Annotated in this window: 20 protein-coding genes; 2 read left to right on the top strand and 18 right to left on the bottom strand. The window is 74.2% G+C overall.

Annotation, left to right across the window (positions count from 1 at the left end):
* Positions 1-115: 115 nt before the first annotated feature.
* Together OG689_RS19985 and OG689_RS19980 are read left to right on the top strand one after the other, a co-directional pair.
* Positions 116-637, top strand: a complete 522-nt coding sequence (locus tag OG689_RS19985) for a SigE family RNA polymerase sigma factor (protein WP_266322179.1) — start codon at positions 116-118, stop codon at positions 635-637.
* Positions 634-1,575 carry a hypothetical protein gene (locus OG689_RS19980; RefSeq protein WP_266322178.1) on the top strand — a complete coding sequence of 314 codons (942 nt, stop codon included), beginning with the start codon at positions 634-636 and terminating at the stop codon, positions 1,573-1,575. Before OG689_RS19985 ends, OG689_RS19980 begins: the two co-directional genes overlap by 4 nt.
* 90 nt (positions 1,576-1,665) lie before the next feature.
* Here the strand turns inward: OG689_RS19980 and OG689_RS19975 are convergent, their stop codons facing one another.
* The 18 genes from OG689_RS19975 to OG689_RS19890 form a co-directional block, all read right to left on the bottom strand.
* Entirely contained in the window at positions 1,666-3,195 is a 1,530-nt protein-coding gene (locus tag OG689_RS19975) for a DHA2 family efflux MFS transporter permease subunit (RefSeq protein ID WP_266322177.1), read from the bottom strand.
* A 372-nt stretch (positions 3,196-3,567) separates the two neighbouring features.
* Positions 3,568-3,918, bottom strand: coding sequence for a hypothetical protein (locus tag OG689_RS19970; RefSeq protein WP_266322175.1), 351 nt, complete (start codon positions 3,916-3,918; stop codon positions 3,568-3,570).
* A gap of 167 nt (positions 3,919-4,085) precedes the next feature.
* Entirely contained in the window at positions 4,086-5,201 is a 1,116-nt protein-coding gene (locus tag OG689_RS19965; RefSeq protein WP_266322173.1) for an alpha/beta hydrolase, read from the bottom strand.
* 50 nt (positions 5,202-5,251) lie between these two features.
* Positions 5,252-5,728 (bottom strand): DUF4260 family protein, encoded by a 477-nt coding sequence (locus tag OG689_RS19960; RefSeq protein ID WP_266322171.1) that lies wholly within the window; start codon positions 5,726-5,728, stop codon positions 5,252-5,254.
* 28 nt (positions 5,729-5,756) lie between these two features.
* Entirely contained in the window at positions 5,757-7,019 is a 1,263-nt protein-coding gene (locus OG689_RS19955; protein WP_266322169.1) for an FAD-dependent oxidoreductase, read from the bottom strand.
* A gap of 182 nt (positions 7,020-7,201) precedes the next feature.
* Positions 7,202-8,077, bottom strand: a complete 876-nt coding sequence (locus tag OG689_RS19950) for a 4'-phosphopantetheinyl transferase superfamily protein (RefSeq protein ID WP_266322167.1) — start codon at positions 8,075-8,077, stop codon at positions 7,202-7,204.
* Complete coding sequence (locus tag OG689_RS19945) at positions 7,989-8,864, bottom strand: 2-oxo acid dehydrogenase subunit E2 (protein ID WP_266322165.1); 876 nt, start codon at positions 8,862-8,864, stop codon at positions 7,989-7,991. The genes OG689_RS19950 and OG689_RS19945 overlap by 89 nt, the downstream gene beginning before the upstream one ends.
* Positions 8,861-9,097 carry an acyl carrier protein gene (locus tag OG689_RS19940; RefSeq protein ID WP_229912177.1) on the bottom strand — a complete coding sequence of 79 codons (237 nt, stop codon included), beginning with the start codon at positions 9,095-9,097 and terminating at the stop codon, positions 8,861-8,863. The genes OG689_RS19945 and OG689_RS19940 overlap by 4 nt, the downstream gene beginning before the upstream one ends.
* 129 nt (positions 9,098-9,226) lie before the next feature.
* Positions 9,227-10,249, bottom strand: coding sequence for a 3-oxoacyl-ACP synthase III family protein (locus OG689_RS19935; protein ID WP_266322160.1), 1,023 nt, complete (start codon positions 10,247-10,249; stop codon positions 9,227-9,229).
* Positions 10,250-10,448: 199 nt separating this feature from the next.
* A complete protein-coding gene (locus OG689_RS19930; protein ID WP_266322158.1) occupies positions 10,449-13,490 on the bottom strand; it encodes a beta-ketoacyl synthase N-terminal-like domain-containing protein in 3,042 nt (1,013 codons plus the stop codon).
* A complete protein-coding gene (locus tag OG689_RS19925) occupies positions 13,487-13,786 on the bottom strand; it encodes an acyl carrier protein (RefSeq protein ID WP_073925013.1) in 300 nt (99 codons plus the stop codon). The genes OG689_RS19930 and OG689_RS19925 overlap by 4 nt, the downstream gene beginning before the upstream one ends.
* A gap of 62 nt (positions 13,787-13,848) precedes the next feature.
* Positions 13,849-15,612: an acyl-CoA dehydrogenase gene (locus OG689_RS19920; RefSeq protein ID WP_266322155.1), complete on the bottom strand. Its 1,764-nt coding sequence runs from the start codon at positions 15,610-15,612 to the stop codon at positions 13,849-13,851.
* Entirely contained in the window at positions 15,606-17,384 is a 1,779-nt protein-coding gene (locus OG689_RS19915) for an acyl-CoA dehydrogenase (protein WP_266322153.1), read from the bottom strand. The genes OG689_RS19920 and OG689_RS19915 overlap by 7 nt, the downstream gene beginning before the upstream one ends.
* Position 17,385: 1 nt before the next feature.
* A complete protein-coding gene (locus OG689_RS19910; protein WP_266322151.1) occupies positions 17,386-19,185 on the bottom strand; it encodes a fatty acyl-AMP ligase in 1,800 nt (599 codons plus the stop codon).
* Between the two features lie 222 nt (positions 19,186-19,407).
* On the bottom strand, positions 19,408-19,662 hold the full coding sequence (locus OG689_RS19905) for a DUF6059 family protein (RefSeq protein ID WP_266322150.1): 255 nt from the start codon (positions 19,660-19,662) through the stop codon (positions 19,408-19,410).
* 319 nt (positions 19,663-19,981) lie between these two features.
* Positions 19,982-22,198: an MMPL family transporter gene (locus OG689_RS19900; protein WP_266322148.1), complete on the bottom strand. Its 2,217-nt coding sequence runs from the start codon at positions 22,196-22,198 to the stop codon at positions 19,982-19,984.
* Between the two features lie 391 nt (positions 22,199-22,589).
* A complete protein-coding gene (locus tag OG689_RS19895) occupies positions 22,590-22,814 on the bottom strand; it encodes an acyl carrier protein (protein ID WP_190209031.1) in 225 nt (74 codons plus the stop codon).
* A 91-nt stretch (positions 22,815-22,905) separates the two neighbouring features.
* Positions 22,906-24,834 carry an HAD-IIIC family phosphatase gene (locus OG689_RS19890; RefSeq protein ID WP_266322145.1) on the bottom strand — a complete coding sequence of 643 codons (1,929 nt, stop codon included), beginning with the start codon at positions 24,832-24,834 and terminating at the stop codon, positions 22,906-22,908.
* Positions 24,835-24,905: the final 71 nt, after the last annotated feature.

The following is a 24,905-nucleotide window of genomic DNA, read 5'->3' as shown; positions in this document are numbered from 1 at the left end:
CCGGGCCGGGCGGGCAGCCGTCCGGCCGGACGGCGGTCGGGGGCAGCGGTCGGGGGCAGCGGTCGGGGGCAACGGTTGGGGGCCCGTACGGACTCAGGGAGGGCAGGAGGTGCTCATGGGAGAGCGGAAGGCCGAGCGGGACGCCGAGTTCCAGCTGTTCGTCACCACGGCCTGGCCACGCCTGTCCAGGACGGCGTTCCTGCTGGCGGGCGACCGGCACACGGCCGAGGACCTGGTCCAGACGACGCTGGAGAAGACCTACGCGGCCTGGGGGCGGGTGCGGCGGACCGACGAACCGTACGCGTACGTGCGCCGGATCCTGCTGAACGAACAGGCCGGCCGGTTCCGCCGGCGGCTGCCGGAGTTCCTGGTGCCGGCCGTCCCGGAGCGGGCGGCGCGCGACGCCTACGACCGGGCCGACGACCGGGCCGGGCTGCTGCGGGCGCTCGCCGCACTGCCGCCCCGGCAGCGGCAGGCGGTCGTCCTGCGGTACTGGGAGGACCTGAGCGAGAGCCAGGCCGCGGCCGCCATGAACTGCTCGGTGGGCACCGTGAAGAGCCAGGCGTCCAAGGGCATCGCGAAACTGCGCGCCGCCGCGGCGCTGGGCGCACTGACGAGGGTCGGAGGAGCGGTATGAACGGCAGCAGGGGTACGGACGGGCGTCCGGGCGGCTCCGACGACCCTGAGGGCCTCGACGGCCCCGACAGCGGGGAGCCGCTGGTGGCCAGGGAGCTGGCCGGGCTCGCGGAGGGGCTGGAGATCGGCCCCGTCCCGTACGAGCGGGTGCTGGCCGGCGGCCGGGCGCGGCGCCGGCGCCGGGGCCTGGCCGCGGTGGTGGCCACGGCGCTCGCCACGGCGGTCGTGGTCGGCGCCGGTGCGGTGCTGGCCGGCACCGGGCCCGGGACGGGCGCCCCGGCGGTGGCCGCGGCGCCGGCCGGTACCGGCACCCCGGTGGTGACCCCCGCCGCGGCGGCCCCGGCCGGCCGCGACCCGCTGACCCCCGTCCGGGCGGTGGTCGGACAGGGGCGGACGGCGGGTGGCCAGGAGTGGCAGGCCTGGGTGGCGATCTGGCCGGCCGTCGCCACCCGGGAGCAGGCCCGCGGGCAGCTGGACCGGATCTGGGAGGAGCGGCACGCCGTCATCCCGCAGCTGCCCGAGGAGGACGACGCCTACGCGGAGCAGCGGCTGCGGTCGGGCACGGACCAGGCCAACCTCTACCTCACCGTGGACGGCCGGCGGGCCGTCGACGACACCGTCCACGACGTGCCGCCGCCCACCGCCGGGCCGCTACCCGCCACCGACCGCAGCCACGGCCTGGACGGCGCCCTGCTCGGCTTCAAGGGCGGCGAGCTGGGACACACCCCGGTGCTGGTCGCCTCGGTCGGCCCGGACGTCGCCACGGTACGGGTGACCTGGTCGGACGGGACCAGCACCGAGGTCGCCCCGGTGACGGTGGCCGGCAGCGCCCCGCACTGGTTCGCGGTGCCCCGCCGGGCCGGCGCCGAGGCCGACGCGATCCGGCTGTACGGCGCCGACGGCGCCCTGCTGCACACCAGCACCGACTGGATGCGCTGACCCCGGCACGGCAGCGGTCCGCCCCCGCCAGGCGTCCTGGCGGGGGCGGACCGGTCCGGCCGTGGGCCGGCCTCCGGGGGGTGACGGGCCTCAGAGCACCGCCGCCGCCTGGTCGGCCGACTTCACCGGGCCGGACGTCTCACGGGCCAGGACGGCCTGGGGAGCAGCCTGGGACACCTTCGCTGCGGGAGCCTGGGAGCCGGCCTGGGAGGCGGCCGCCTCCTGCGGGTTCCCGCCGCGGATCAGCAGCGCCGCCAGGGCGCCGAGCCCGACCACCGCCGCGCCGACCCACATGGCCGGCTGCATGCCGGCCACCATCTCGTGCTTGGAGGTGTAGCCGCCGGTCGCGGCGAACATCGCGCTCAGCACCGCGACGCCGAAGACGCCGCCGATCTCGCGGATCGCGTTGTTGGCACCGGAGGCGATGCCCTCCTCGGAGCGGCTGACCGAGCCGAGCGCCAGGTTGGCCGCCGGGCCGAAGTAGAGGCCCATGCCCAGCCCGCTGACCAGGAAGGCCGGCAGCAGGTCGGGGAAGGTGGTGGTCTCGGAGAGCACCACCGCGATCCAGGCCAGGCCGAGCGCCTGCAGGACCATCCCGACGAACACGATCGGCTTGCCGCCGATCTTGTCCGAGAGGACGCCGCCGATCGGCGCGCCCACCAGGGTCAGTGCCGTCCAGGCGAGCAGCCGGACACCGGCGCCCAGCGGCGAGACGCCCTGGACGTTCTGGATGAACTGGGTCAGCAGGAAGATCGCGCCGAACATCCCGAAGTACATCAGCATCGCGACCGCGTTGACCGCCGAGAAGCTCACCGAGCGGAACAGCCGCAGCGGCAGCATCGGCGTCGGCGTACGGGACTCCCAGACCAGGAAGAGCGCCAGCAGGCCGGCGCCGGCGATCAGGCTGAGCACCACCTCGGCGCTGGTCCAGCCCGCGGTGTTGCCCCGGATCAGGCCGAGCACCAGGCCGAACAGGCCGGCGCTGGCCAGGACCGTGCCGGTGATGTCCAGCCGGGTCGAGGCGCCCTTGCTCTCGGCCAGCCAGCCCGGCAGCAGGACCAGCAGCAGCACGCCGATCGGCACGTTGATCCAGAAGATCCACTGCCAGGACACCGAGTCGATCACGATGCCGCCGGCCACCGGGCCGAGGGCGACCGCGAGGCCGCCGATGGTGCCCCAGATGCCCAGCGCCGCGCCGCGCTTCTCGGGCGGGAAGGCCGCCGAGAGCATGGTCAGGGTCAGCGGCATCACGATCGCCGCGCCCAGACCCTGGGCGGCCCGGGCGGCGATCAGGGTGCCGATGCCGGGTGCCAGGGCCGCGGCGGCCGAGGCCAGCGTGAAGATCGCCATGCCGATGCCGAACAGCCGGCGCCGGCCGAACCGGTCGGCCACCGCGGAGGCGGTGAGCAGCAGCACCGCGAAGGTGAGGGTGTAGGAGTTGACAGTCCACTCCAGCCCGGAAAGGCCGGTGTGCAGCGACTCGCGGATCTTGGGCAGTGCCGTGGTCACGACCAGGTTGTCCAGCGACACCATGAACAGGGCGGCGCCGGTCATCACCGCCGTGCGGGTCGGGTCGCCGCGGGTCTCCCCGGCGCCGGTCAGCAGAGTCTCGTCTGCCATGTCTCCATCCTTTCGCCTACCGAATCGAGCGTGGGTTTCCGAGATCCGGCCGGGGGCGCGTCCCCCGCCTCGACGGTGGCGTGGGGCGCTTAAGGCTCGGTTGGGCCCGAGGTCGGAGGCCTGCGGGTGCCCTCGCGGGTCGTCGGGCGCTCCGGCGCTCCGGCGCTCGCAGCGACGGGCCGGCGGGGCGGGGCAAGGCCGGGCGGGCCGACGGGCGGCGGGGCCGGGAAACGGGCCGGCCCCGGCGGACGGGCCGCCGGGGCTGGTCGTGGTGCCGGCACCGCGGTCTGCCTCGACCGCGGTGCCGGCGGGACGGGGACGGGGACGGGGACGGAGGGGCGAACGGGTACGAGGAGCCGGTCCCGCCCGGGCTCAGCGGGCCAGCTGGGCCCAGAGCAGCCCGACCGCCCAGCTGCCGAACAGCAGGAAGCCGATCATGCCCATCCCGAAGTGGCCGTTCAGGACCATCATCACGATGTACCAGGCGCACAGGGCGGTGAGCAGCACGGCGCCCGCCACGCTCACCTTCGGGGCGAACAGGCCGATGGCCACCAGCAGGGCGCCCAGGGCGTCCAGGCCGGCCACCACGAGCATCGCGGTGCGGCTCTCGATGCCGGTGAACTCGGTGAACAGGGGCGCGTTGCGACCGGTGATCAGATTCACGGGGGCGAAAACGAACTCAAGGATCAGCAGGATCGACAGGATCCAGATCAGGGCGGTCACGGTCTTCCTCTCAGCGCGCGGGCGCGAGGCCCGGACAACCGCCGACCGCAGCGGTGCGGCCAGCGACGGACGCCCTGGCCCGGCGGCACGCAGCAGCGAAATCCCCCGGCCGGACGGCAACTTGGCGAAACGTACCCACTTCATCGGGTTACCTCACGTCATTTCGGTCAGTGGTGGACGGGAGTCTTCCGAAACCGGGAGACCACACCCTGCACGCCGAGCACCAGGCCCAGCGCCGCGGTGCGTCTGTCGTCCACACCGCGGGCCCGCAGCAGGCCGTGCAGCAGCCACAGCCGCATCTCCCCGAGGTGGGCCGGGGAGCCGTGCACGTCGTCGAACTCCTTGAGCCGGACCCGGCCCAGGTTCGCGCCGAGCAGGGCGTGCTCGGCCGGCGGGATGATCTCGTCCCGGGTGCTGACCACGTAGCCGACCGGGACCTTCACCGCGGAGAGCTGCTCCGGGGTGAGCGCCCAACTCCGTAGCCGGGCGAAGAGTTCGTCGTGGTCGGCGGCGCCGGTGAGGCGGCGCAGGGTCTCCTTGGTGACCGCCGGCACCCGCTCCCACCAGGCGGCGTCGGTGAAGAACCGGGAGACCGGCGCCCCGACCGTGTGGATGCTGCGGATCCGGGTGTCCTCGACCGCCGCGCGCAGCGCGAGGTGGCCGCTGAAGCTGAGGGTGAGCAGCGAGGTGTCGTCCACCTGGGCCCGGCCGGTGAGCTGGTCCAGCAGGTACGGCAGCAGACGCCAGGACCGCTCGTCGTACGGCACGGTGTTCTCGCCGACGCCGGGCAGCTCGGCGACCACGGCGGCGAAGCCGAGCTTGGCGAACTTCGGCAGCAGCTGCGCCCACTGCTCCTTGACGCTGACGATGCCACCCATCACCAGCAGCAGCGGTCTGGGCTCGGGGGCGTCCAGGCCGATCGTCCAGCAGGCCAGGGTGCCGTCGGGGTGGGTGAGTTCGAGGCGCTCGATGCCCGGCTGGGTGCGCCGCCAGCGGTCGAAGGCGGCCACCGAGGCGCTCTGCGCGCGCCGGCGCTCCGGATCCGGTTCGGTGCCGCCGGGGTGCGGGAAGCGGGCCAGCGCGTAGTGCCGGCAGGCCTCCAGCGGGCGGCCGCGGGCGAGCAGGGCGTCGGCCTGCGCGTTCCAGACCTTGGCCCAGGAGCCGGCCGCGCCGGGATCGTCGTTGCTGATCCGGGCGAGCAGGGCGGCCACCTGGCCCTCGGCGAGGCCTTGGCCGCGCGCGTGCAGCCGGGCGAACTCCTTGAGTTCTTCGAGGTGTTCCACGTCGGGCTTCTCCAAGTCGGGGTGGCCGGGGCGGCCGGGCGGTCGGCGGATCAGCAGCGGCGGCCGTCGGGCAGCCGCTTGCCGTAGCCGAAGGACCGGTCGAGGGCGACGTGCGCGAGCCAGGCCAGGCCGCCGACGACCAGCGGCTGCCCGAAGGTGGTGACGCCCAGCGTGATGACCGCCGCGGGCAGCGCCGGGTGGTGCAGCAGGTTGTAGAGCCGGGCCGCCTTGGGGCTCAACTGCCCCATCTCCGGGCCGGCGTTGGCCAGGTCGTAGAAGAGCGCGGTGTCGGGGGCGAGCAGGGCCACCCAGTACGTCCAGGTGGTGAGCCCGCCCAGGGCGGCGCCCAGGGCGAGGGCGCCCAGCCCGAGGCCGGCGCTCAGCACCCGGCCGACCGGGTGCCGCCAGGTCCAGGAGTCCCAGGGCAGCCGGTCGGGGGCCGGCGCGGCGGGCGGGAAGGCCTCGTCCAGCAGCCGGTCGACCGGGTCGGGGCGGGGCGCCGTACGCGTGGCGGAGTACTCGGGCATGCGCGTGTTCCTTCCGTACGGGAGGGGCTCAGACCCCGGCCTTGGTGGGCGTCGGCCGGTCGGCGGGCCGGCCGGGCGCGGTGAGCGGCTCCTGGAGCTGGAAGTAGGCGCCGGCCAGGATCTTCTGCTTGAGTGCCGGGCTGCGGTCGACGAGCCGGTAGAGGGCGCGGCGGCCGGCCACGGCCATCGTCCCGGAGAGGGCGAACATCCGCTCCTGGCGCAGCTGCAGGCCGCGCGAGCGGGCTATCGAGCCCTCCCGGCGCTGCTGGAAGTCCCGCAGGACGGGCATCAGCGCGGCGTGGTCGGCCGGGCCGTCGCCGAGCACCGGGGCGATCATCGGGGCGAGCGTGACGGCGTCGATGATGGCGTGGTTGACGCCCTGGCCGAGGATCGGTGACAGGGTGTGCGCGGAGTCGCCGATCAGCAGCAGGCCGGGCATCGACCACTCGGGCACGAGGGTGGTGAAGATGTCCAGCATCGAGGTGTCGGACCAGCCGCGGATCTCGGCCCGGACGGCGTCGGAGAGTTCGGGCGCCAGCTCGTCCAGCCGGCGGTGCAGGGCGCCGATGCCCTCGGCGCGCAGCGCCTTGAGCCCGCCCTTGGGGATGTTGAAGCCCACCCGGACGTCGTCGGGGTGGGTGGGGATGAACAGGCCGTGGTGCTCGCCCTTGATCCGGACCCGGTAAGTGGTGTCGTCCCACTCCTCGGGGAACGGCAGCTTGAGCCAGACCACGTCCCGGTCGAGCGGGATCTTGGTGTAGCTGAGGCCGGACATCTCGCGGACCTTGCTGAACCGGCCGTCCGCCGCGACGGTGAGGGCGGCGTGGATGTCGACCGGTCCGTCCGGGCCCGAGCAGCGGACCCCGGTCACGGTGTCGCCGTCGCGCAGCAGTTCGACGGCGGTGGCGCGGCGCAGCAGGGTGAAGCCCTCGTGTCGGGCGCCCTCCTCGGCCAGCACGGTGAGCAGCGCCGGCTGCGGCAGCTCCACCGGGTACGGGTGCGGGTAGGGGAAGGTGGAGAAGTCGGCGGTCAGCACGGTGCGGCCGCCGTCGGTGATCTCCATCCGGCGCATCTCCAGGAAGGAGCCGCGCAGTTGGTCGAGCAGTCCGAGCTGGTCCAGCAGCCAGACGGAGTCCGGCGAGACCGACTCGCCGCGGAACGAGCGGTTGAAGTGGCCGCTCTGTTCGACCACCACCACCCGGGTACCGCGGCGGGCGAGTTCCAGACCCAGTGTCAGGCCGGCCGGGCCACCGCCGACCACGCACACCTGAGCGGACAATTCCTCAGCCATCATCTCCCCTAGCGCCCGAAGCCGGCCAAGGCCGCCTGCCGATGCGGGTGGCCCGTCGTACCGCACCAGCGTGGGCGCCGCCGCTTAAGTCCGGCTTGCGGCCGGCCGGCCCGCGCACGGGCACGCGTGCGGGGCCCGCGCACGCGTCCGGTCGCGTGCTCGGGCCCGTCGGTCCGGTGGGATCACCAGGTGTCCCAGGGGTCCTCCTCGTCCTGCGGGTCGTCCCCGCCCAGGACTTCGGTGAGCATGTCGACGAAGCCGCCGTCCAGCATGGAGCTGGCGGCGGTGTCGTCGGTGCCGCCGAAGCCGGCGTCGCCGACCGCGACGCTGACGATGTAGTCCTCGTCGACGACGTAGGTGCGGAACGACCACTCGGTGCCGGTGCCCGGTTCGCCGTCCGGCCGGTCCAGGCCGGTCGGGTCGGAGCCGGGCCGGAAGCCGAACTCGGTGAAGCGGAACTGCATGCCGAGCCCGCGGGCCTTGCTGTACGCCTCCTTGAGGGTCCAGACCCGGACCAGCGCGTCGTCGCGCTCGGCCGGGTCCAGGCCCTCCAGGAGGTCGAGTTCGTGCGGGGTGCAGACGTGCTTGCCGAGGCCGCTGGAGTACATCGGCCGGTCGGCGCGCTCGGCGTCCACGCCGATCACGCCGCGGGTGGTCAGGCCCACCAGCAGCAGGTCGTCGGTGTGGCTGAGGCTGATGTCGACGGCGTCGTAGCCGCGCAGGTACGGCCGCCCGGTGGCGCCGTAGCCCAGCTCGACGCTGTCCGGGGGGACGTCCAGCACCTGGCCGGCCGCGTACTTGAGCAGCACCCGGGAGGCCGCGAAGCGGCGGCGGACGTCGGGGTGGGTGAGGTCCAGGTAGCGGGCCCAGTCGCGGCCCAGCAGCGCGCGCAGGCGCGGACCGGCGGCACGGTCGGGCCGCCAGTCCGCCAGCCTGGCGTAGAGCACGGCGACGCCGTGGCGGGTCAGGTCAACGCGTACCTGCTGCCATCGGCCGTCCCGCTCGGAGATCCTGATCAGCTCCCCGTAGGTCGGACCCCGCACTGCCTTCCCCGTCATCGAAACCCTCCAAGGTCACTTTGAGCTCTCCGAGCAGGTCGGCGGCGGCCCCGCCGTCGATCACCCGGTGGTCGAACGTCAGGCTGAGCCGCATCACCGGCGCCACCACGACCACGCCGTCGCGGACCACCGGGCGGTCGGTGATCCGGCCCAGGCAGAGCGTCACCGCGGTGCCGCCGGTCGAGTAGAAGCCGTCCACCGGCCGGTGGCCGAGCGAGCTGACCGACACCGTGCCGAAGATCCCCGGTCGGCGGGCCGGGCTGCGCAGCACGGCCCCGAACAGCAGCCGGCCGAGCGGGACGGGCAGCCGGCCGAGCAGCCGCGGGCCGCGGAACTCCGGCAGGTCCGAGAGGTCGCCGTCGCGGTAGCGGTCGATCTGCCGCTGGATGTCGGCCATCGCGGCGTCCTGCAGGCCGGGCAGCAGGGCGGAGAGCACCGTGCGCTCACCGTCCACCGTGCGGTCCAGCGCCAGCTTGGCGGTGACGCCGTCGAAGCGGGCGGTGCGCGGGGCGCGCCACCGGCTCGGCCAGCTCGGCAGGGTGACGGCGTTGGCCTCGGGGTGGCGGGCCAGCGCCCGGCCGGCGCTGTGCAGCAGGTAGCTGACCACCGAGTAGCGCACGCCCCGCTCGCGGGCCGCGGTCCGGTGGGCCAGCACCCGGGTCATGTCGATCTCGGTGTCCAGGTGGACCGGGCGCAGCGCCTCGGCGTACTCCAGGAAGTACAGGGTGTGCCGGCGGCGGCGCTCGACCAGGACGGTGGCGCCGGTCTGTCCGGGTGTCTTGGTCATGATTGCGCCGCCAGCCGGTGGATCGCGCTCAGGCTGCGGGCCTCCAGCAGGCTGCCGAGCGCCACCCGCTGCCCGGTGTGCCGCTCCAACGCGCTGACCAGTCGCAGCAGTTGCAGCGAGTCCCAGCCGGGTACGCGGTCCAGGTCGTGGTCGAGCTCGCTGTCGGTGAGCGGCAGTCCGAGCTCGTCGCGGACCAGGACGGTGAAGTCTTCCAGGGTCAGCACGGCGGTCATCAGGGGCCCTTCGGTGGTCGGTACGGTGAGGTGGCTCCGGCCGGACGGCGTCGCCGGTGCGAGCGGGGACGGTGCGAGCGGGGACGGCGCGAGCGGGGACGGTGCGAGCGGGGACGGTGCGAGGGCGGGTCAGAAGGCCTCGACGGCGAAGCCGGCCTTGATCCACTTGCTGGACTCGACCGCGACGGCGAGCGCGCGCTGGCCCGGTTGGATCCGCTCGGCGAGCCGCTCCAGCTGCAGGAACGGCAGCGCGTTGCCGTTGTTGCCGGTCTCGGCGACGCAGGAGATCTCCTCGGCGCCGGGGACGTCCAGCTGTGCGGTGATCTTGGCGGTCATCCGGCCGGAGAGCTGCGGCGGCAGCAGGAAGTCCAGGTCGTCGGCCGACCAGCCGAGGTCCCCGAGCAGCTCCCAGAGGATCTCCACGGCCATCACCGGGACGGCCTCCTCGATCGCCTTGTAGTCCTCCACCAGGGCCTGCCGGTCGCTGTCCCGGTCCGCCATGCCGAACCACTCGATCACCTGCCCCGGCTCCCGGCCCAGGCCGGTCAGCTGGTTCAGCACCCGGACCAGCGCGAGGCGGCGCCCGGCCGGCTCGGCGCTGATCACCGCGGCGCCCGCGCCGTCCCCGAAGAGGACGAAGTTGACCAGCTCGCTCGGCGCCTTGCCACTGAAGTCCAGGCTGGGGTCGAGGTGCTTGCTGCTCACGTCGCCGCCGATCACCAGGCCGGTGCGGTGGCGGCCGGCCAGGACGAGGGTCCGGCCCAGGTCGAGGGCCTGCACGGCGCCCGCGCAGCCGGACTGCAGCTGGTAGGTGGGCAGGTGGTTGAGGCCGAGCTGGTCGGCGACGTGGTTGACGGTGGCCGGCATCAAGGTGTCGGGGGTGGCGGTGCCCATCACGATGAACTCGATCTCGGACCGGTCCACGCCCGCGTCCTCCAGCGCCTGCTCCGCCGCCTGGGCGCACAGGTCGGCCAGCGACCACTGGATCTCGCCGGTGCCGACGTCCCGGGCGAAGTGCCGGGTGCGGGTGCCGATGAAGACCTCGATCCACTCCTCGCTGACGCCGAGCATCTTGGCCAGCGTCGCGTTGTCCACCGGCGGGCCGGGCAGGAAGGTGCCGACTCCCGTGAGGTACGCCTCGGTCGATTCCATCTCTACTCCTTGGGTGCGCTCGTCGGATGCGTTCGTCGGGCGGTGCTCGGTCAAGGCGACACCTTGCGGGGCGGCTCGGGTCGGGCGATGCGGCTCGGGGCTGTACGGGACGTGCGCTGCGGCTCGGGGCCGGGTGGTCCGGGGCGCCACGGGCCGGGCGGCCGGCGGGGGCCGGGGGTGGGACCAGCCCCCGGCCCGCTCAGGCGGAGGTCATCCGCCGCTGCTCCTCGGCCACGGCGGCCGGGCCGCACGCGCCGCCGGTCAGCTCCCGCAGGTGGCCGACCAGCTCGCCGACGGTCGCCAGCCGGGGCAGCAGCTCCTGCACGGACAGCTCGCCGACGGCCGGCAGTTGGGTCTCGATCCGGCTCTTCAGCTCCATCACCATCACGGAGTCGAAGCCCAGGTCCTGGTAGAGCCGGGAGCGGACCGAGATCTCCTCGGGCGGGTACCCGCCGACCCCGGCGACCGCGCCCAGCACCGCGTGCGCCAGCGCGTCCGGCGTGTGCGCGGAGCGGTCGATGTCGACCACCCGGGCGCTGCCCTCCGGTGCCGGCGCGGGCACCGGGCCGGCCGCCGCGACGGCCGCGACCGCGGGACGGGCCGGTGCGGCCTGCCCGGGGGCGGCCACCGGATTGCGGCTCCAGTAGCGGTGCGCGGTGGAGAAGGCGTACGGGGAGAGCCGCTGCGCGGCCGGCTCCCGGCCCTCGTACAGCGCCTCCCAGACCGGGTCGACGCCACCGCGGAAGAGCTCGGCGACGGCCGCGTCCAGCTCGGGGCCGCCGGCCTCCTCGGTCGGCGTCAGGTGCACCGAGCGGACCCCGGCCGGCGGGCGCAGCCGCCGCACCATCGAGGTCAGCACCGGCCGCGGGCCGATCTCCACCAGATGCGTCGGGCCGCTCGCGACCAGCCGCTCGGCGGCCTCGGCGAACCGCACCGGCGCGCTCACGTGCCGCACCCAGTAGTCGGCGTCCAGCGTGGCCGGCTCGCCGCCGGTCACCGTGGAGAGCACCGGCACGGTGGCCCGGCCCGTCGCGGCCTGCCGCGCCACCTCGGCGAAGCGGTCCAGCATCGGCGCCATCAGCGGCGAGTGGAAGGCGTGCGAGACCTGCAGCCGGCGCACCGCCGTGCCGCGGCCCGCCAGCGTGTCGGCGATCCGCCCGAGCGCCGCCAGGTCGCCGGAGAGGACGGTGGCCCGGGGGCCGTTCAGGGCCGCCACGCCGACCAGCGGCTCGTCGGCCAGCAGCTCCGCCAGCTCCTGCGGGGTGGCCCGGGCGGACAGCATGCCGCCGCCGGCCGGGAGCTCCTGCATCAGGGCGCCGCGGGCGGTGATCAGCCGGGCCGCGTCCGGCAGGTCGAGCGCGCCCGCGACCACGGCCGCAGCGAACTCCCCGACACTGTGGCCGAGCAGGACGTCCGGCCGGACCCCGAGCGCGTCCAGGGCGCGGGCCTGCGCGTAGCCGACCGCGAACAGGGCCGGCTGGGCGAAGGCGGTGCGGTGGATCCGCGGGTCCCCGCCGAGGATCAGATCCCGGACGGACTCGCCGAGATGCGGGCGCAGGGCCTCGTCCGCCTCGTCCAGGAACCGGCGGTACAGCGGCCAGTCGCGGTACAGGCCGGCCGTCATGCCCTCGAACTGCGCGCCCTGCCCGGTGAACAGGAAGGCGATCCGCGGGCGGGCCACCGGCTCCTCGGCCAGGCCGGCGAGCAGCTCGCCGTCGGCCACCGCCGAGCGCAGGCCCTCCTCCAGCTCGCGTACGTCCCGGGCGGGCAGCGCGAAGCGGTACCGGTGGCCGGTCTTCACCTGGTTGCTGGTCCGGCACAGGCCGGCCGCCGGGCCGCGCCCGCGCGGCAGCGCGCCGGCCTGCGCGAGCAGGTTACGGCGCAGCGCCTCGGGGGACGGCGCGGTCAGCGTGAAGACCCCGCCGCCGTGCACCGCGCCCCGGCCGCGTCCGGCGGCCGTCCGGGCGCCCGAGCCCGGGGCGGATTCCAGCACGGTGTGCACGTTGGTGCCGCCCATGCCGAAGCTGCTCAGCCCGGCCACGGTGGCCCCGGCGGGCAGCCGCAACGGGGCCTTGAGCAGCCGCAGGCCGTTCCTGGCCAGCTGCAGCTTGGGGTTCTCCTTGGCGGCGAACCGGCTGGCCGGCACCACCCGGTGGTGCAGCGACAGCGCGACCTTGATCAGGCCGGCGATGCCCGCCGCGCCCTCGGCGTGGCCCAGGTTGCCCTTGACCGAGCCGATCGCCAGCGGCTGCCCGGGCCGGCCGGCGTGCAGGTGGCCGAGGGCCTTCACCTCGATCATGTCGCCGAGCGCGGTGCCGGTGCCGTGCGCCTCCATGAAGGAGACCTCGGCCGGCTCCACACCGGCCCGGCGGTACGCGGCGGCCAGCACCTCCTGCTGCGACCAGCGGTTGGGCGCGGTGATGCCGTTGCTGCGCCCGTCCTGGTTGACGGCGCTGCCGCGGATCACCGCGTACACCTGCTGGCCGTCGGCTATCGCGTCCTCCAGTCGACGCAGCACCACCACGCCGACGCCCTCGGCCCGGCCGATGCCGTCGGCCTCGGCGCTGAACGGCTTGCAGCGGCCGTCCGGCGCGGAGAGTCCGGCCTGGGTGTAGAAGATGCTCAGGCCGGGGGTGACCGCCACGTTGACGCCGCCCGCCAGCGCGTAGTCGCACTCCTCGGCGAGCAGCGCGTTGCAGGCCAGGTGGACGGCGACCAGCGAGGACGAGCAGGCGGTGTCGACCGCCAGGCTGGGGCCCTTGAGGTCGAGGTGGTACGACACCCGGTTGGCGGTCATGCAGTAGCCGTTGCCGGAGCCGACCTGGGCGGTGACGTTCGGGTAGTCGGTCATGTGCACCTGGGCCCACTCGTTGCCCATGATGCCGACGAACACGCCGGTGTTGCTGCCGGCCAGCTGCTTGGGGGAGATCCCGGCGTCCTCCAGGGCCCGCCAGGAGGTCTGCAGCAGCAGCCGCTGCTGCGGGTCGAGGGCGGCCGCCTCGCGCGGCGAGACGGTGAAGAACTCGTTGTCGAAGGCGTCCACGTCGTCGATGAAGCCGCCCTGGGTGGTGTTGCTGCGCCCCTCACCGCCCGCCCGGTCGTAGAAGTCGGAGGCTCTCCAGCGCAGTTCCGGCACCGGCCGGACTCCGTCGGCCGACCTGGTGAGCAGGTCCCAGTACGCGCCCGGGTCGGGCGCGCCGGGGAACCGGCAGTCCAGGCCGACGATGGCGATCGGCTTCATCGACGGCCGACCTCCCCGGCCAGATCCTCCAGCAGGTGCGCGGCGAGGGCCTCGACGGTCGGGTAGTCCCACGCGACGGTGGGCTCCAGCACCAGGTCGAAGTCCTCCTCGACGTCACCGCAGAGGCTGAGCGCGGCGACCGAGTCCAGGCCGTACTCGGCGAGCGGCACGGTCGGGTCGATCTCGCCCGGCGAGCGGCGCAGGTACACGGCGATCCGGTCGACGAGCCAGACGGTGAGGCTCTCGGAGGTGTGTACGGCCGACTCGGCCGGGAGGTCGTGGATCTCGGTGGTCATGGCTGACTCCTCGTGAACAGTGGTCGGGACGGTTCCGGGGCCGAGGGCGCCTCGGCGGGCCCTCAGCCCGCGAGCGGGCTGTCGTACAGGTCGTAGCTGCGCCGGTCGTGGAAGCGCCGGAGCACCTCCTCGCGCACCCGCTCCTCGCAGCCGTCCGGCAGGTCCGGCTGGCGCATGCCGAGCCGCCGGCCGAGCCGGTACAGCGCGGCGGCGGCCCAGGACGGGTCCGCCAGGAAGGGGTCCTCGCCGCTGCGGGCCTGGCGCCAGACGCCGATCACGGAGGCGGCGGCGAGCAGTACGGCGTAGCGGTCGGCGAGCGCGAAGCTGGCCGGGCTGGCGAGCGCGGTGCGGTCCTGCGGGGAGAGCGCCAGGGCGTCCTCCTGCAGCTGGCGCAGCTCGTCCATGAAGCGCAGGGCGGCGCCGTGCACCGAGAGTTCCACCGGGTTGCCGCTCGGGAGCTGGTCCACGGCGGCGATCAGCGAGGCGCTCAGGCCGTCCCGGCCGCTGGCCAGAGTGAGCCGGCCGAACGGCAGCTCGGGCAGGTCGTCGCCGGGGCGGAACAGGGTGTCCGGGGCGGGCTCGCCGCTGAACCAGGCCCGCCGGGCCAGTCGGGGCAGCTGCGGGATGATCGTCGCCTGGCAGGCGGCCGACCCGGCGTGGCCCAGGCTCAGCACCGGGAGGTCCCGGACGTGCTTCTGGAAGACGCCGAACTCGCCCTCGCGGACGTAGAACCGGGCGCCCAGCACGATCGACAGGTCGTGCATGGCGTCGTTGAGCATCCGGGGCACCAGGTACTTCACCGCGGAGGCGTAGACGCTGGTCTCCTCGGGCAGCAGGTGCACGGCGCGGGTCGCGGTCAGCGAGAGGCTGTCGGAGATCAGCAGGTCCAGGAAGGCCGCCGACAGGGTCTCCCGGGCGTGCGGGATGTCCATCACCGAGCGCTTGTAGAGCTGCCGGCCGAGGGCGAAGCGCACCACCGTGCGCAGGGCGGTGTCGGCCGCCCCCATCGCCATCCCGGGGACGGCGCTGCGGGTCATCTGGAAGGACCGCAGGGCGAGTTCGACGCCCTGGCCGAGCTCGCCGACCAGCGCCGAGCCGGGCACCGGGCAGTCGGTGAAGGAGAGTCCGGCCAGCTGGCAGCCGCGGACGCCGACGCTGCTGTAGCGGGGCAGCACCTCCACCCGGGCCTGGTCGAGGAGCTCGCGCTCCACCATCAGCACCGAGTGGCTGCGGCTGCCCGGCGCGTCGGAGGTGCGGCTGAAGAGCGTGAGCACGTCCGCCCGGCCGGCGTTGTTGATCACCTGCTTGCTGCCGTTCAGCCGGAACCCGCCGGCGCCGTCCGGGATGGCCGCGAACTCGTTGCGGACGAAGTCGTTGCCGTGCGCCAGCTCGTGGTACGCCACCGCGGCCTTGCGGCCCGCGAGCAGGACCTCGGCGAGCCGGCGCTGCTGCTCGGCGTTGCCGGTGGTCCAGACGTTGACGGCGGCCATGAAGGTGGTGGCGCCGTAGCCGAGCCCGAGGGTGACGTCCCGGCGGAAGACCTGGCGCATCACCCGGACCAGCGTGTCCAGCCGGTCCAGGCGCCCGCCGAGCGCGCGCGGCACGAAGTCCGCGTTCAGGTTGAGCCCGTCCAGCACGGCCTCGCCGGCCGCGGAGATCTCGCCCGCCTCGTCGGCGGCCAGCAGCTGGTGCTGGCCCATCGGGTTGGCCTGGTCGTACGGGTCACCGAACCGGGCCTCCAGCTCGGCGACCCGGGCCCGGGCCTCCTGCTCCTGGCCGCCGGCCGCCGTGGCCGGCCGGGCCGGGTCGACGGTCTCGCTCAGCATGACGCCCCCTCAGTCGTGGTCCTTGCGGTGGTGCGGGCCCCGGCCAGGGCGAGCGGAAGCAGCGAGAAGAGCTCGCCGCCGGCTCTCGACCCCCGGAGCAGGCCGAGGAGTTCCTCGTATCCCTCCGGGTCGTCCAGGGTGGTCTCGCCGAGCCGGCGCAGCACCCGGTCCAGCGCGGGGCGCAGCCAGCGGCCGTCCTGCCAGAGCCGGCCGGTGCGGCCGGCGGCGGCCTGCTCGCGGTTCTGCTCCCAGAGACCGAGACAGGCCGCGCCGGCGAAGCAGAGCGCGTACTGCTTCGCCGTCTCGAAGGCCTCCACCGGGACGTCGCCGACGACGTTCTGGTGCAGCTCCATGGCGTCGTGGACCTGCGCGGTGCGGGCCTGCAGCCGCTCGGCCGAGGCCAGCGCGCTCTTCAGCGCGGGCTCGGTGGCGGCGGCCGCGCGCAGCGCCGCCACGGTGCCGGGCAGCGAGGCGATCACCGAGCTGCCGTGCCGGGCGACCAGCGAGAGCCGGCCCGGATCGAGCTCGGAGTGCGGGGCGGCCAGCCGGAAGGCGGCCTCCGCGCCGGCCGGGTCGCCCAGCCCGCGGCGGTACGCCCGGACCAGCGAACGGAACTGGCTGATCAGCGAGTTCAGGTTGACCAGGGTGTTGCCGTCGAACAGGCCGACGATCCGGTGGTCGCGGTCGACCTTCTGGAACATGCCGCCCGCGTACACGTCCTTGAGGAAGGCCCGGGCGCCGAGCAGTCTGGTCAGCTCGGCGATCACACCCTCGGTGCCGGTCGGCACCAGGTACTTGGTGACCGCCGCGGTGATGCTCAGCTCGCCGGTCAGGGTGTGCACCGAGCGGGAGGCGACCAGCGCCAGCGCCTCGCCGACCAGTACGTCGGCGGCGGCGTCCGCCAGGGTGCGGCGGGCCTTGGGCAGCTCGATCAGCCGGCGGCCGTACAGCTCGCGCTGCTCGGCGAAGTCCAGGGCCAGGGTGAGCGCGTGGTCGGCGGCGCCGAGCGAGAGCGCGGCGCACATCGTCCGGGTCAGCTGGAGGGCCTTGAGGACGGTCTCCACCCCGCCGCCGACGGTGCCGACCACGGCCGAGGCGGGCACCGGGGCGCGGTCGAAGGCGATGCCGCTGATGTCGGCGCCCCGGATGCCGTGGGTGGGGATCTTGTCCAGGCAGCGGTAGTGCTCCGGGCCGAGGGTCCGCTTGTCGACCAGCAGCACGCTGAACCCGCGCGGGCCGCCGGCCTCGGCGGTCCGGGTGAGCAGGGACAGCACGCTGCCCCGGGTGGCGTTGTTGATCAGCCACTTCTCGCCCGAGACCAGGTAGCCGCCGGCGCCGTCCGGCTCGGCCACCAGCTCGCCGGCCAGCAGGTCGCTGCCGTGCGCGCGTTCGGTCAGGCCGAGCGAGACGGGGACGCAGGCCTCGATGTCCGCGGCGAGCGCGGCGGCCTGGCCGGCCGAGCCGGAGGTCCAGACGCAGACGCCCCCGAGGTACGTCTTGCCGTGCCCGATCGCCACCGTGAGGTCGCGCCGGGCGACCGTGCGGATCAGCTGGAGCAGCTGCTCGTAGCTCTCCAGCCGGCCGCCGTGCGCGACGGGGACGTAGTAGTCCTGGATGCCCCAGGCCTCCAGCTGCTCGCACAGCTCGGCCGGGAACTGCTCCCGCTCGTCCAGTTCGACGCAGCGGGCCGTGGAGAACAGGGTGGCGGGGTCGGCCGGGTCGCCGAGGTGGGCCTCCAGGCGCTCGGCGAGCCGGTAGGGGGCGTGGTCCATGTCAGGCCACCGGTTCCAGCACGGGCTCGGCGGTGGCCCGGAGCAGCGCGGCGACGTCGGTGTCCAGCGAGGAGTGCAGGGCGGTGATGGCGCCGTCCAGGAACAGTTTGCGCATCAGGGTTCGCTGGATCTTGCCGCTGGTGGTCTTGCGGATGGTGCCGGGGCGCACCAGCAGCACGTTGCCCGCCGGGACGTTGAACTCCTTGCCGACCAGCTGCCGGATGCCGGCCAGCAGGGTCGGCAGGTCGGTGCTCACGGCGGTGGCGCGTACCTCCTGGACGACCACCAGGTGTTCCCGGTCGGTGTCCACCGCGAAGACCGAGCCGGCGCCGGCGCCGAGCGCCGGGTCCATCGCCTGGACGGCGCGCTCCACGTCGTGCGGGTAGAGGTTGCGGCCGTTGATGATGACCATTTCCTTGAGCCGGCCGGTGACGTACAGCTGGCCCTCCTCGAGCACGCCCAGGTCGCCGGTGCGCAGCCAGCCGGCCGCGTCCGGGCCCTCGGTGCCCGCGATGCCGGCGTCGAAGATCTCCCGGTTGGTCTCCGGGCGGGCCCAGTAGCCGGGGGCCACGCTGTCGCCCTTGATCCAGATCTCGCCGACCCGGCCGTCCGGCTGCTGGGTGAGCGACTGCGGCTCGACGATCCGGACGTCGAAGTCCTCGATCACCCCGCTGCTGACCAGGGTGCGGGCCGCGCTGCCGTCGGCGGCGGCGAGCAGCTCGCCGCGCTCCAGCGCCACCGCGTCGGCGGTCCGCTCGATCGGGGCCTGGCCGAGCGGGGTCCCGGAGACCAGCAGGGTGGTCTCCGCCATGCCGTAGCAGGGGAAGAAGGACTCGGCGCGGAACCCGGCCGGGGCGAAGCGCTCGGCGAAGGCGCGCAGGGTCTCGGCGCGGATCGGCTCGGCGCCGTTGCAGGCGGCCACCCAGCTGGAGAGGTCCAGGGTGGCGAGCTGCTCGTCGGTGACCCGGCGCAGGCAGAGGTCGTAGGCGAAGTTGGGGCCGCCGCCGACGGTGACCTTGTACTGGTCGATCATCTGCAGCCAGCGGAACGGCCGCTTCAGGAAGGACACCGGCGACATCAGCACCGCCGAGCCGCCCAGCCAGAGCGGCTGCAGGATGTGCCCGATCAGGCCCATGTCGTGGTAGAAGGGCAGCCAACCGCCGAACCGGGACTCGGAGTCGGAGCCGACCGAGCGCTGGATGGCGGCCTCGTTGGCGAGCAGGTTCCGGTGCGAGACCATCACGCCCTTGGGGGCGCTGGTCGAGCCGGAGGTGTACTGCAGGAAGGCCAGGTGGTCGGGGCCGAAGCTCGGCCGGGTCCACGCCTCGGGGTCGCCGTAGGCCGGCTCGCCGTTCTCGTCCACGCCGTCGACGGCGAGGCAGGAGATGTGGTCCAGCCCCTCGGCGGCGAGCCAGGCCGAGATCTGCGGCTCGTTGGCGGCGTCGGTGAGCACCGCGCGCACCTCGGCGTCGTGCAGGATGCCGGCCACCCGCTGGAAGTGGTGGCCCTGGTCGCCGGGCAGCGGCGCGGGAACGGCCACCGCGCCGGCGTACAGGCAGCCGACGAACGCCTTGACGAACGCCATGCTGGACGGGAACAGCAGCAGTACCTGCTTGCCGAAGGTGCCCTTGCTCTGCAGCCAGGACGCCACCCGCTTGGCCTCGGTGTCGAGGTCGGCGTAGGTCAGGTGGTCGGCCTCGGAGCCGGTCGCGCCGTCCCGCAGGAAGATGAACGCGTCCTTGGCCCCCAGGGCGCCGGTGCGCGCGAGAACCAGTTCCGTGAAGGTCTCGAACCTCGTCAACGTCTTTCCCTCGCCTCGATCGTGGACCTGGACCCGAGGGGCCGGTCGATGGGATGAGGCCATCGTGACCGGGGGCGCTTTAGCGGCTCTTGCGCGCCGCCGGTGCGCCCCCGGGCCGACTTCGGCCCGGGGCCGGGGCGGGCCGGCGACGCAGGGTGGCGGCACGAGGCCGGGCGGGGTCGGGCGGGGTCGTCGGGTGAGGTCGGAGGTGCTCGGGCGGGGTCAGACCAGGCGGTCGAGGAACTCCAACTGTCGCCACAGTTCCGCCTCCTGGGCGGTGGGCGGCAGGTCGGGGACGAGCCGCTCGGGGTGCCCGGTGGGCAGCTCCGGTGATCGCTCGCCCTCGATGATGAGCTCCAGTGCGCCGGCCGGCGGTACCAGCCCGGCCATGCTGCCGATCGCCACCAGGCCCGCCCAGAGTTGATGCATCATCAGGTGCAGGAATCTGGGTACCCGCCACCACAACCGATCGGCCATCTGGTCCTCCCGCTTGTTCCGTAGGTGTTCCGTACGCGCGTTTCGCCGGGTGCTGCCCGCCGGAGTGCTGCTCGGGTGCTCCCGGCCCGGACCGGATCGGCCCGGACCTCCGCCCGCCGGTCCGTACGTCCTGGCTGTCGGCGTCCGGGCGCGGTTCCATGAGCACCCGGCCGGGGGAACGGGCCGGGGAACGAGGCAGGGCGTCCCGCCGGGCCGTGGTGGCCCGGCGGGACGCCGCCCCGGGAGGTTCCCGGTCCGCGTGCTGCTCGGTCGTCCGGCCCGGTCGTCGCCGACCGGGCCGGTGCTGCCCCGCCGCGGGTCAGGCGGTGGTGACCAGCTTCGGTGCCGCGGCCCGGGCCCCGGCCGGGGCCGGCTCCTCCTCGTCACCGGCGCCGCCCTCGTCGACGCCGAACCGCTCGTGCAGCCGCTTCAGCGGGCCCGGGGCCCACCAGGCGGCCTTGCCGAGCATGGCCATCACGGCGGGGACGAGCAGGGTGCGCACCACCGCCGCGTCGATCAGCACCGCGAAGGCGGCGCCCAGGCCGAGCTCCTTGATGAACGCCAGCCGGGACAGGCCGAGCGCGCCGATCGCGACGAAGAACAGCAGGGCGGCCGAGGTGACGATGCCGCCGGTGCGGGAGATGCCGACCGCGACGGCCGAGCGCTCGTCCAGGCCGGTGCCGCGGGCCTCCTTGATCCGGCCCAGCAGGAAGACGTTGTAGTCGGTGGAGAGCCCGAAGGCGAGGGCGAACAGCACCACCGGCGAGGTCTCCTCCAACGCGCCGGTGGCGGTGAAGTCCAGCAGGCCGGACAGGTGGCCCTGCTGGAAGACCCAGACCAGCATGCCGAACGCGGCGGCGACGGAGAGGGCGTTCATCAGCAGGCCCTGGAAGGCCAGCCAGACCGAGCCGGTGAACAGGAACAGCAGCAGGACGGTCAGCCCGGCCAGCACCAGGCCGGCCGGCAGCAGGTGGTCGCCGATGCTGGCACGCTGGGCCAGGAAGTCGGCGCTGGCACCGGTGAACCGGGCCTGGAACGGCGCCGCCGTCCGCTGCACCTGCTGGACCGTGTCCAGTGCGGCGGCCTGCAGCGGCTCGCCCGCCACCGAGGCGTCGATCTGCCAGTGGCCGTCGTCCAGCCGGACGGGGTCGGCGACGCGCTGGACGCCCGGCACCTGCCCGACCCGGGTGCTGTACTCGCCGAGCGCGGCGCTCGCGCCGGCCGGGGCGTCCAGCACGATCCGCACCGAGGCGGGCTGCTGGGCGTACTTGGTGGTGAGCTCCTCGGCGACCTGCCCGGCGGAGACCGAGCGCGGCAGCACCGACTGGTCGACGCCGGTGAACTTGATGCCGGTCACCGGGGCCGCGATGCCGAGCAGGACGACCACACCGGCCACCGCGTACAGCAGCGGGCGGCGCATCACGCCGTACGCGAGGCGCTCCCAGCGGCGCACCACCTTGGCCGCGCCCTCGGCCCGGCCGCGGCGGAAGGACAGTGCGTCGATCTTCGGGCCGAGCACGGCGAGCACCGCGGGCAGCACGACCAGCGCGAAGAAGGCGGCCGAGAGCACCGTGAGGATGCCCGAGCTGCCGAGTGAACGCAGGTACGGCAGCGGGAAGATGAGCAGCGCGGAGAGCGCCACGGCGACGGTGAAGGCGCTGAACGCGACGGTGCGTCCGGCGGTCAGCACGGTGCGGCGGACGGCGCGGGCGGTGCCCTCGACGCCGGCCTCGACGCCGGCCGCGTACTCCTCGCGGAAGCGGGAGACCATCAGCAGGCTGAAGTCGATGCAGAGCCCGAGTCCGAGCGCGAAGATCAGGTTCATCGCGCTGGTGGAGACGTTGGTGAACAGGGTGAGCACCCGGGTGCCGAGCATCGCCAGCATCATCGCGAAGACCCCGCCGAGCAGCGGGATCAGGCCGGCGATCAGGCCGCGGAAGACGATCACCAGCAGGACCAGCAGGATCGGCAGCGAGAGCGTCTCGGCCATCCCCAGGTCCTTCTCGGACACCTCGCCGACCTGGACGTGGCCGACGGTCGCACCGCCGAGCAGGGTGCGGTCCTTCAGCAGCGGGTCGGCGGCGACGACCTGCTCCAGCGCCTTGACGGCGTCGACGTCGGACGGCGAGCTGAGGCTGCCCAGGTCGGCCAGCACGACGGTGGAGCGGCCGTCCTCGGCGATCAGCGCCGGCAGGTGGGCGCCGGAGTAGTCCAGCACCCGCTTGACCTCGGGTCGGGCCTTGAGCAGGTCGACCGCGGCGGCGACCTCCGGCGGGGCCGGCGCGTCGGCGGTCAGCGGGGCGTCGGTCCTGACCAGCAGGACGTAGCCCTGCTGCGGGTCGATCCCGGTGGCCTGCTGGATCACCTTGCGGGCGGTGACGTTGCCGCCTCCGGGGTCGTCGTAGTCGGAGGCCCCGTTGGTCAGGTGCTGCTGGAGCGAGGAACCGATGGCTCCCGCGACGACCAGCAGCACCAAGGATGCCAGCAGGACCAGCCGCCGCCTCTGGTGGAGGAGGGATGCGAGTGCTTTGAACATGGCCTCAGCGCTTTCGTCGGTGGGTCTGGTGGTTCGGCGGTGGTGCGGCAGGCCGGCCGCGACGCTGCGGTGCGGGCTGCTGGGCTATGGGGGGGGGTGCCGGGGGTGCCTTGGGGTGGCGGTCCGGCGGAGGGCGGGTCGTACGGGTCGTGCGACGTGAGGGGTGGGTGGGGCTTCCCGCTTCCCGACCGGCGCCCTGATGTTCGGTGCATGACAGCCGGGGGGAATCGCGGCCCGCAACGGCAGCCGGTCGACCGGCCCTGGGGTGGCGGGGCCGGCCGACGGTGGCCGGGCCCCGCTCCCTCCTCGGGACGGGAGGGAGCGTCGGCGCGGCGGGGACGTACGGGCCCGGGTGCGCGGCGAGGGGGCGCGCCGCACACCCGGGCCGGTCTCAGGCGGCCAGCAGCGTGTAGATGCCGCGCAGGCTGCGCTCGGAGAGCAGCTTGCCGACCGACACCCGCTTGCCGGTCTCCTTCTCCACCGCGGCGATCAGACGCAGCAGGTGCAGGGAGTCCCAGGAGACGACCTTGTCGAAGTCGTTCTCAAGGTCGGTCTCGGCCAGCGGGAGGGCGAGCTCGTCGCGGACGATCTGGATGAAGGCGGTCTCGGTGATCATGCCTACGGCCTCTTTCGGATGTCGGGTTTCGCGTCGCGGTGGGGCGCCGTCCGCGGGGCCCGCCCGGGAGGTCCGGGCCCCGCGGGGCGGCTCAGAAGTCGGTGTCGAGCCGGAGGTGGGACGGGACGGCGGGCAGCTCGCCCAGCGGGTGCGAGAAGGAGAGCTCCTCCTCGTCGCCGCCGCTCGGCTCGAAGCCCAGCGAGGGCCAGAAGTCCCGGACCCGGTGGTTCTTCTTGGTCGGGCGGTACGCGGCCGTCACCGGCCCCAGGCCCTGGGCGGCGGCGTACGCCAGCACCGAGGTCACCGCCGCCTGCTCGATGCCGCGGGAGAACACCCGGCAGCTCAGCAGCAGGTTGTCGATGTGCAGCCCCTGCGGGGTGCGGTGGGCGAACAGGGCGCCGACCACCCCGTTGTCGCCGAACCGGTCGCCCGAGCGGACGGAGAGCACCAGGTGGTCCGGGTCCTCGATCCGCTCCCGGACCTCGGCCGGCTGCAGCCGCTCCGTGGTCAGGTTGAACTGGTTCGTCCGCAGGGTCAGTTGGGCGACCCGGGCGAGATCGGCCTCGCCCACGGCGGCGACCTTCACCTGGACGTCGAGCTGCGCCAGGTACTCCTCCATCGACCCGCTGCTGTCCAGCAGGTCCTGCCGGTCGGACTCCACCCGGTACAGCGCGGCCCGGGCACGGTCCTCCGCGGTCAGCTCGCGGACGTCGAACCACCCGTCGGCCAGCAGCCGTTCGACGTGCAGGGCCGGCTCCTCGTCGAGGCGGACCACCGCGACCTCGGGCAGGCTGGACGCCACCAGGCCGGTCTCGAAGGGCGAGTCGTCGGCGAACACGAAGCTGTCCACCCCGAGGTTGAGCTTCGCCGCGATGTCCCGCAGGTTGCCGTCCTTGGGGTTCCAGTTGGCGTTCACCCGGACGAAGTCCGTGTCGCGCAGGACCATGTCCGGGTGGGTGCGCAGGACTTCGAGCACCGGCTCCTGGTCGTTCTTGCTGCTCACGGCGAGCAGCACGCCCTGCGAGCCGATCTGCTTCGCGATCTTCTGGAAGTTCCCGAAGGCCTCGCCGCGGAAAGTGGTCGCGGCGGCGATGCCGTCCGCGCCGTCGTCGCCGAGGACGCCGTCCCAGAGGGTGTTGTCCAGGTCCAGCACCAGGACCTTCTTGGCCCGCCCACGCAGGGTGCGGGCCAGGTGGCCGATCTCCCGGGCGTAGCGGCCCAGCAGCTCGTCACCCAGGTTGGCCTTGGCGTAGGACGCCATCCGGGGCTCGTTGAGGGCCCCGCCGAGGGCCACCAGCGGGTCCAGGTCGATCACCACGACCCGCTCGTGCGCGGCGGCCAGCCGCAGCAGGCCGGCGTTGAACTCGCGCCAGGCGACCCCGAGCGCGGCCCGCGAGCGGAGGTCGACCAGCTGGTGGGTGTGCAGCCGGTGCAGCGGCAGGGTGTTCAGCACCAGGGTGCCGGTGCCGTGCTCGACGTACCGCTCGACCAGCTTGCCGAGCTGGGCGAGCTTGCCGCCGGCCGCCTTCTCCAGGTCCTCCACCCGCCAGACGACGGGCAGTTCGTCGAAGACCGCCTGCGCGTCCAGGACGACCAGCGCGAGGTCCAGCCCGGGGGCGTAGAGCTGGCTGCCGGTGTCCTGCAGCTCGCGCAGGTAGCCGTCGAAGTCGCCGAGGGTGAGCCGCAGCAGGATGCCGTGCCGGGCCAGTTCGGCGGTCAGCGGCGCGGCCAGCGCGCCGACGGTGGAGTGGCCGGCCACCGCCACCGAGACGGTGAGCGTGCCGGGGTTGGCGGCGGCCACCTCGTCCGGGTCGAGCCGGGAGAGCAGCTGCCCGGCCCGGACGAGATCGGCGGCGCCCTTGTCGCCGTACGCGAGGTCCGCGAGCAGCGGCGCGACGGACGGGTACTCGGTGACGAGCCGGCCCTCGGACTGCAGGGCGCGCAGCCGGTCCAGCGGGGCGGCCGGCCCCGACGGGTCTGCCGTGCCCTGGGGGCGCGGGGTGTTCACGACCGTGGACATGCTTCTTCTCTCCTCGGGGGTCCGTTCACCGGTCCGGCCGGGCGGGCGCGGGTGGGGTGCTGCGCGGTGCG

Source organism: Kitasatospora sp. NBC_00240, assembly GCF_026342405.1.
GTDB lineage: Bacteria > Actinomycetota > Actinomycetes > Streptomycetales > Streptomycetaceae > Kitasatospora.
The sequence above is the reverse complement of the archived record's forward strand: the minus strand, read 5'-3'. Positions and strand labels throughout refer to the sequence as shown.

Bases quoted from the DNA above. Each gene is read 5' to 3' on its own strand.
- OG689_RS19985 (WP_266322179.1), top strand. From the start codon at position 116: ATGGGAGAGCGGAAGGCCGAGCGGGACGCCGAGTTCCAGCTGTTCGTC.
- OG689_RS19980 (WP_266322178.1), top strand. From the start codon at position 634: ATGAACGGCAGCAGGGGTACGGACGGGCGTCCGGGCGGCTCCGACGAC.
- OG689_RS19975 (WP_266322177.1), bottom strand. From the start codon at position 3,195: ATGGCAGACGAGACTCTGCTGACCGGCGCCGGGGAGACCCGCGGCGAC.
- OG689_RS19960 (WP_266322171.1), bottom strand. From the start codon at position 5,728: ATGCCCGAGTACTCCGCCACGCGTACGGCGCCCCGCCCCGACCCGGTC.
- OG689_RS19955 (WP_266322169.1), bottom strand. From the start codon at position 7,019: ATGGCTGAGGAATTGTCCGCTCAGGTGTGCGTGGTCGGCGGTGGCCCG.
- OG689_RS19950 (WP_266322167.1), bottom strand. From the start codon at position 8,077: ATGACGGGGAAGGCAGTGCGGGGTCCGACCTACGGGGAGCTGATCAGG.
- OG689_RS19945 (WP_266322165.1), bottom strand. From the start codon at position 8,864: ATGACCAAGACACCCGGACAGACCGGCGCCACCGTCCTGGTCGAGCGC.
- OG689_RS19940 (WP_229912177.1), bottom strand. From the start codon at position 9,097: ATGACCGCCGTGCTGACCCTGGAAGACTTCACCGTCCTGGTCCGCGAC.
- OG689_RS19935 (WP_266322160.1), bottom strand. From the start codon at position 10,249: ATGGAATCGACCGAGGCGTACCTCACGGGAGTCGGCACCTTCCTGCCC.
- OG689_RS19930 (WP_266322158.1), bottom strand. From the start codon at position 13,490: ATGAAGCCGATCGCCATCGTCGGCCTGGACTGCCGGTTCCCCGGCGCG.
- OG689_RS19925 (WP_073925013.1), bottom strand. From the start codon at position 13,786: ATGACCACCGAGATCCACGACCTCCCGGCCGAGTCGGCCGTACACACC.
- OG689_RS19920 (WP_266322155.1), bottom strand. From the start codon at position 15,612: ATGCTGAGCGAGACCGTCGACCCGGCCCGGCCGGCCACGGCGGCCGGC.
- OG689_RS19915 (WP_266322153.1), bottom strand. From the start codon at position 17,384: ATGGACCACGCCCCCTACCGGCTCGCCGAGCGCCTGGAGGCCCACCTC.
- OG689_RS19905 (WP_266322150.1), bottom strand. From the start codon at position 19,662: ATGGCCGATCGGTTGTGGTGGCGGGTACCCAGATTCCTGCACCTGATG.
- OG689_RS19900 (WP_266322148.1), bottom strand. From the start codon at position 22,198: ATGTTCAAAGCACTCGCATCCCTCCTCCACCAGAGGCGGCGGCTGGTC.
- OG689_RS19895 (WP_190209031.1), bottom strand. From the start codon at position 22,814: ATGATCACCGAGACCGCCTTCATCCAGATCGTCCGCGACGAGCTCGCC.
- OG689_RS19890 (WP_266322145.1), bottom strand. From the start codon at position 24,834: ATGTCCACGGTCGTGAACACCCCGCGCCCCCAGGGCACGGCAGACCCG.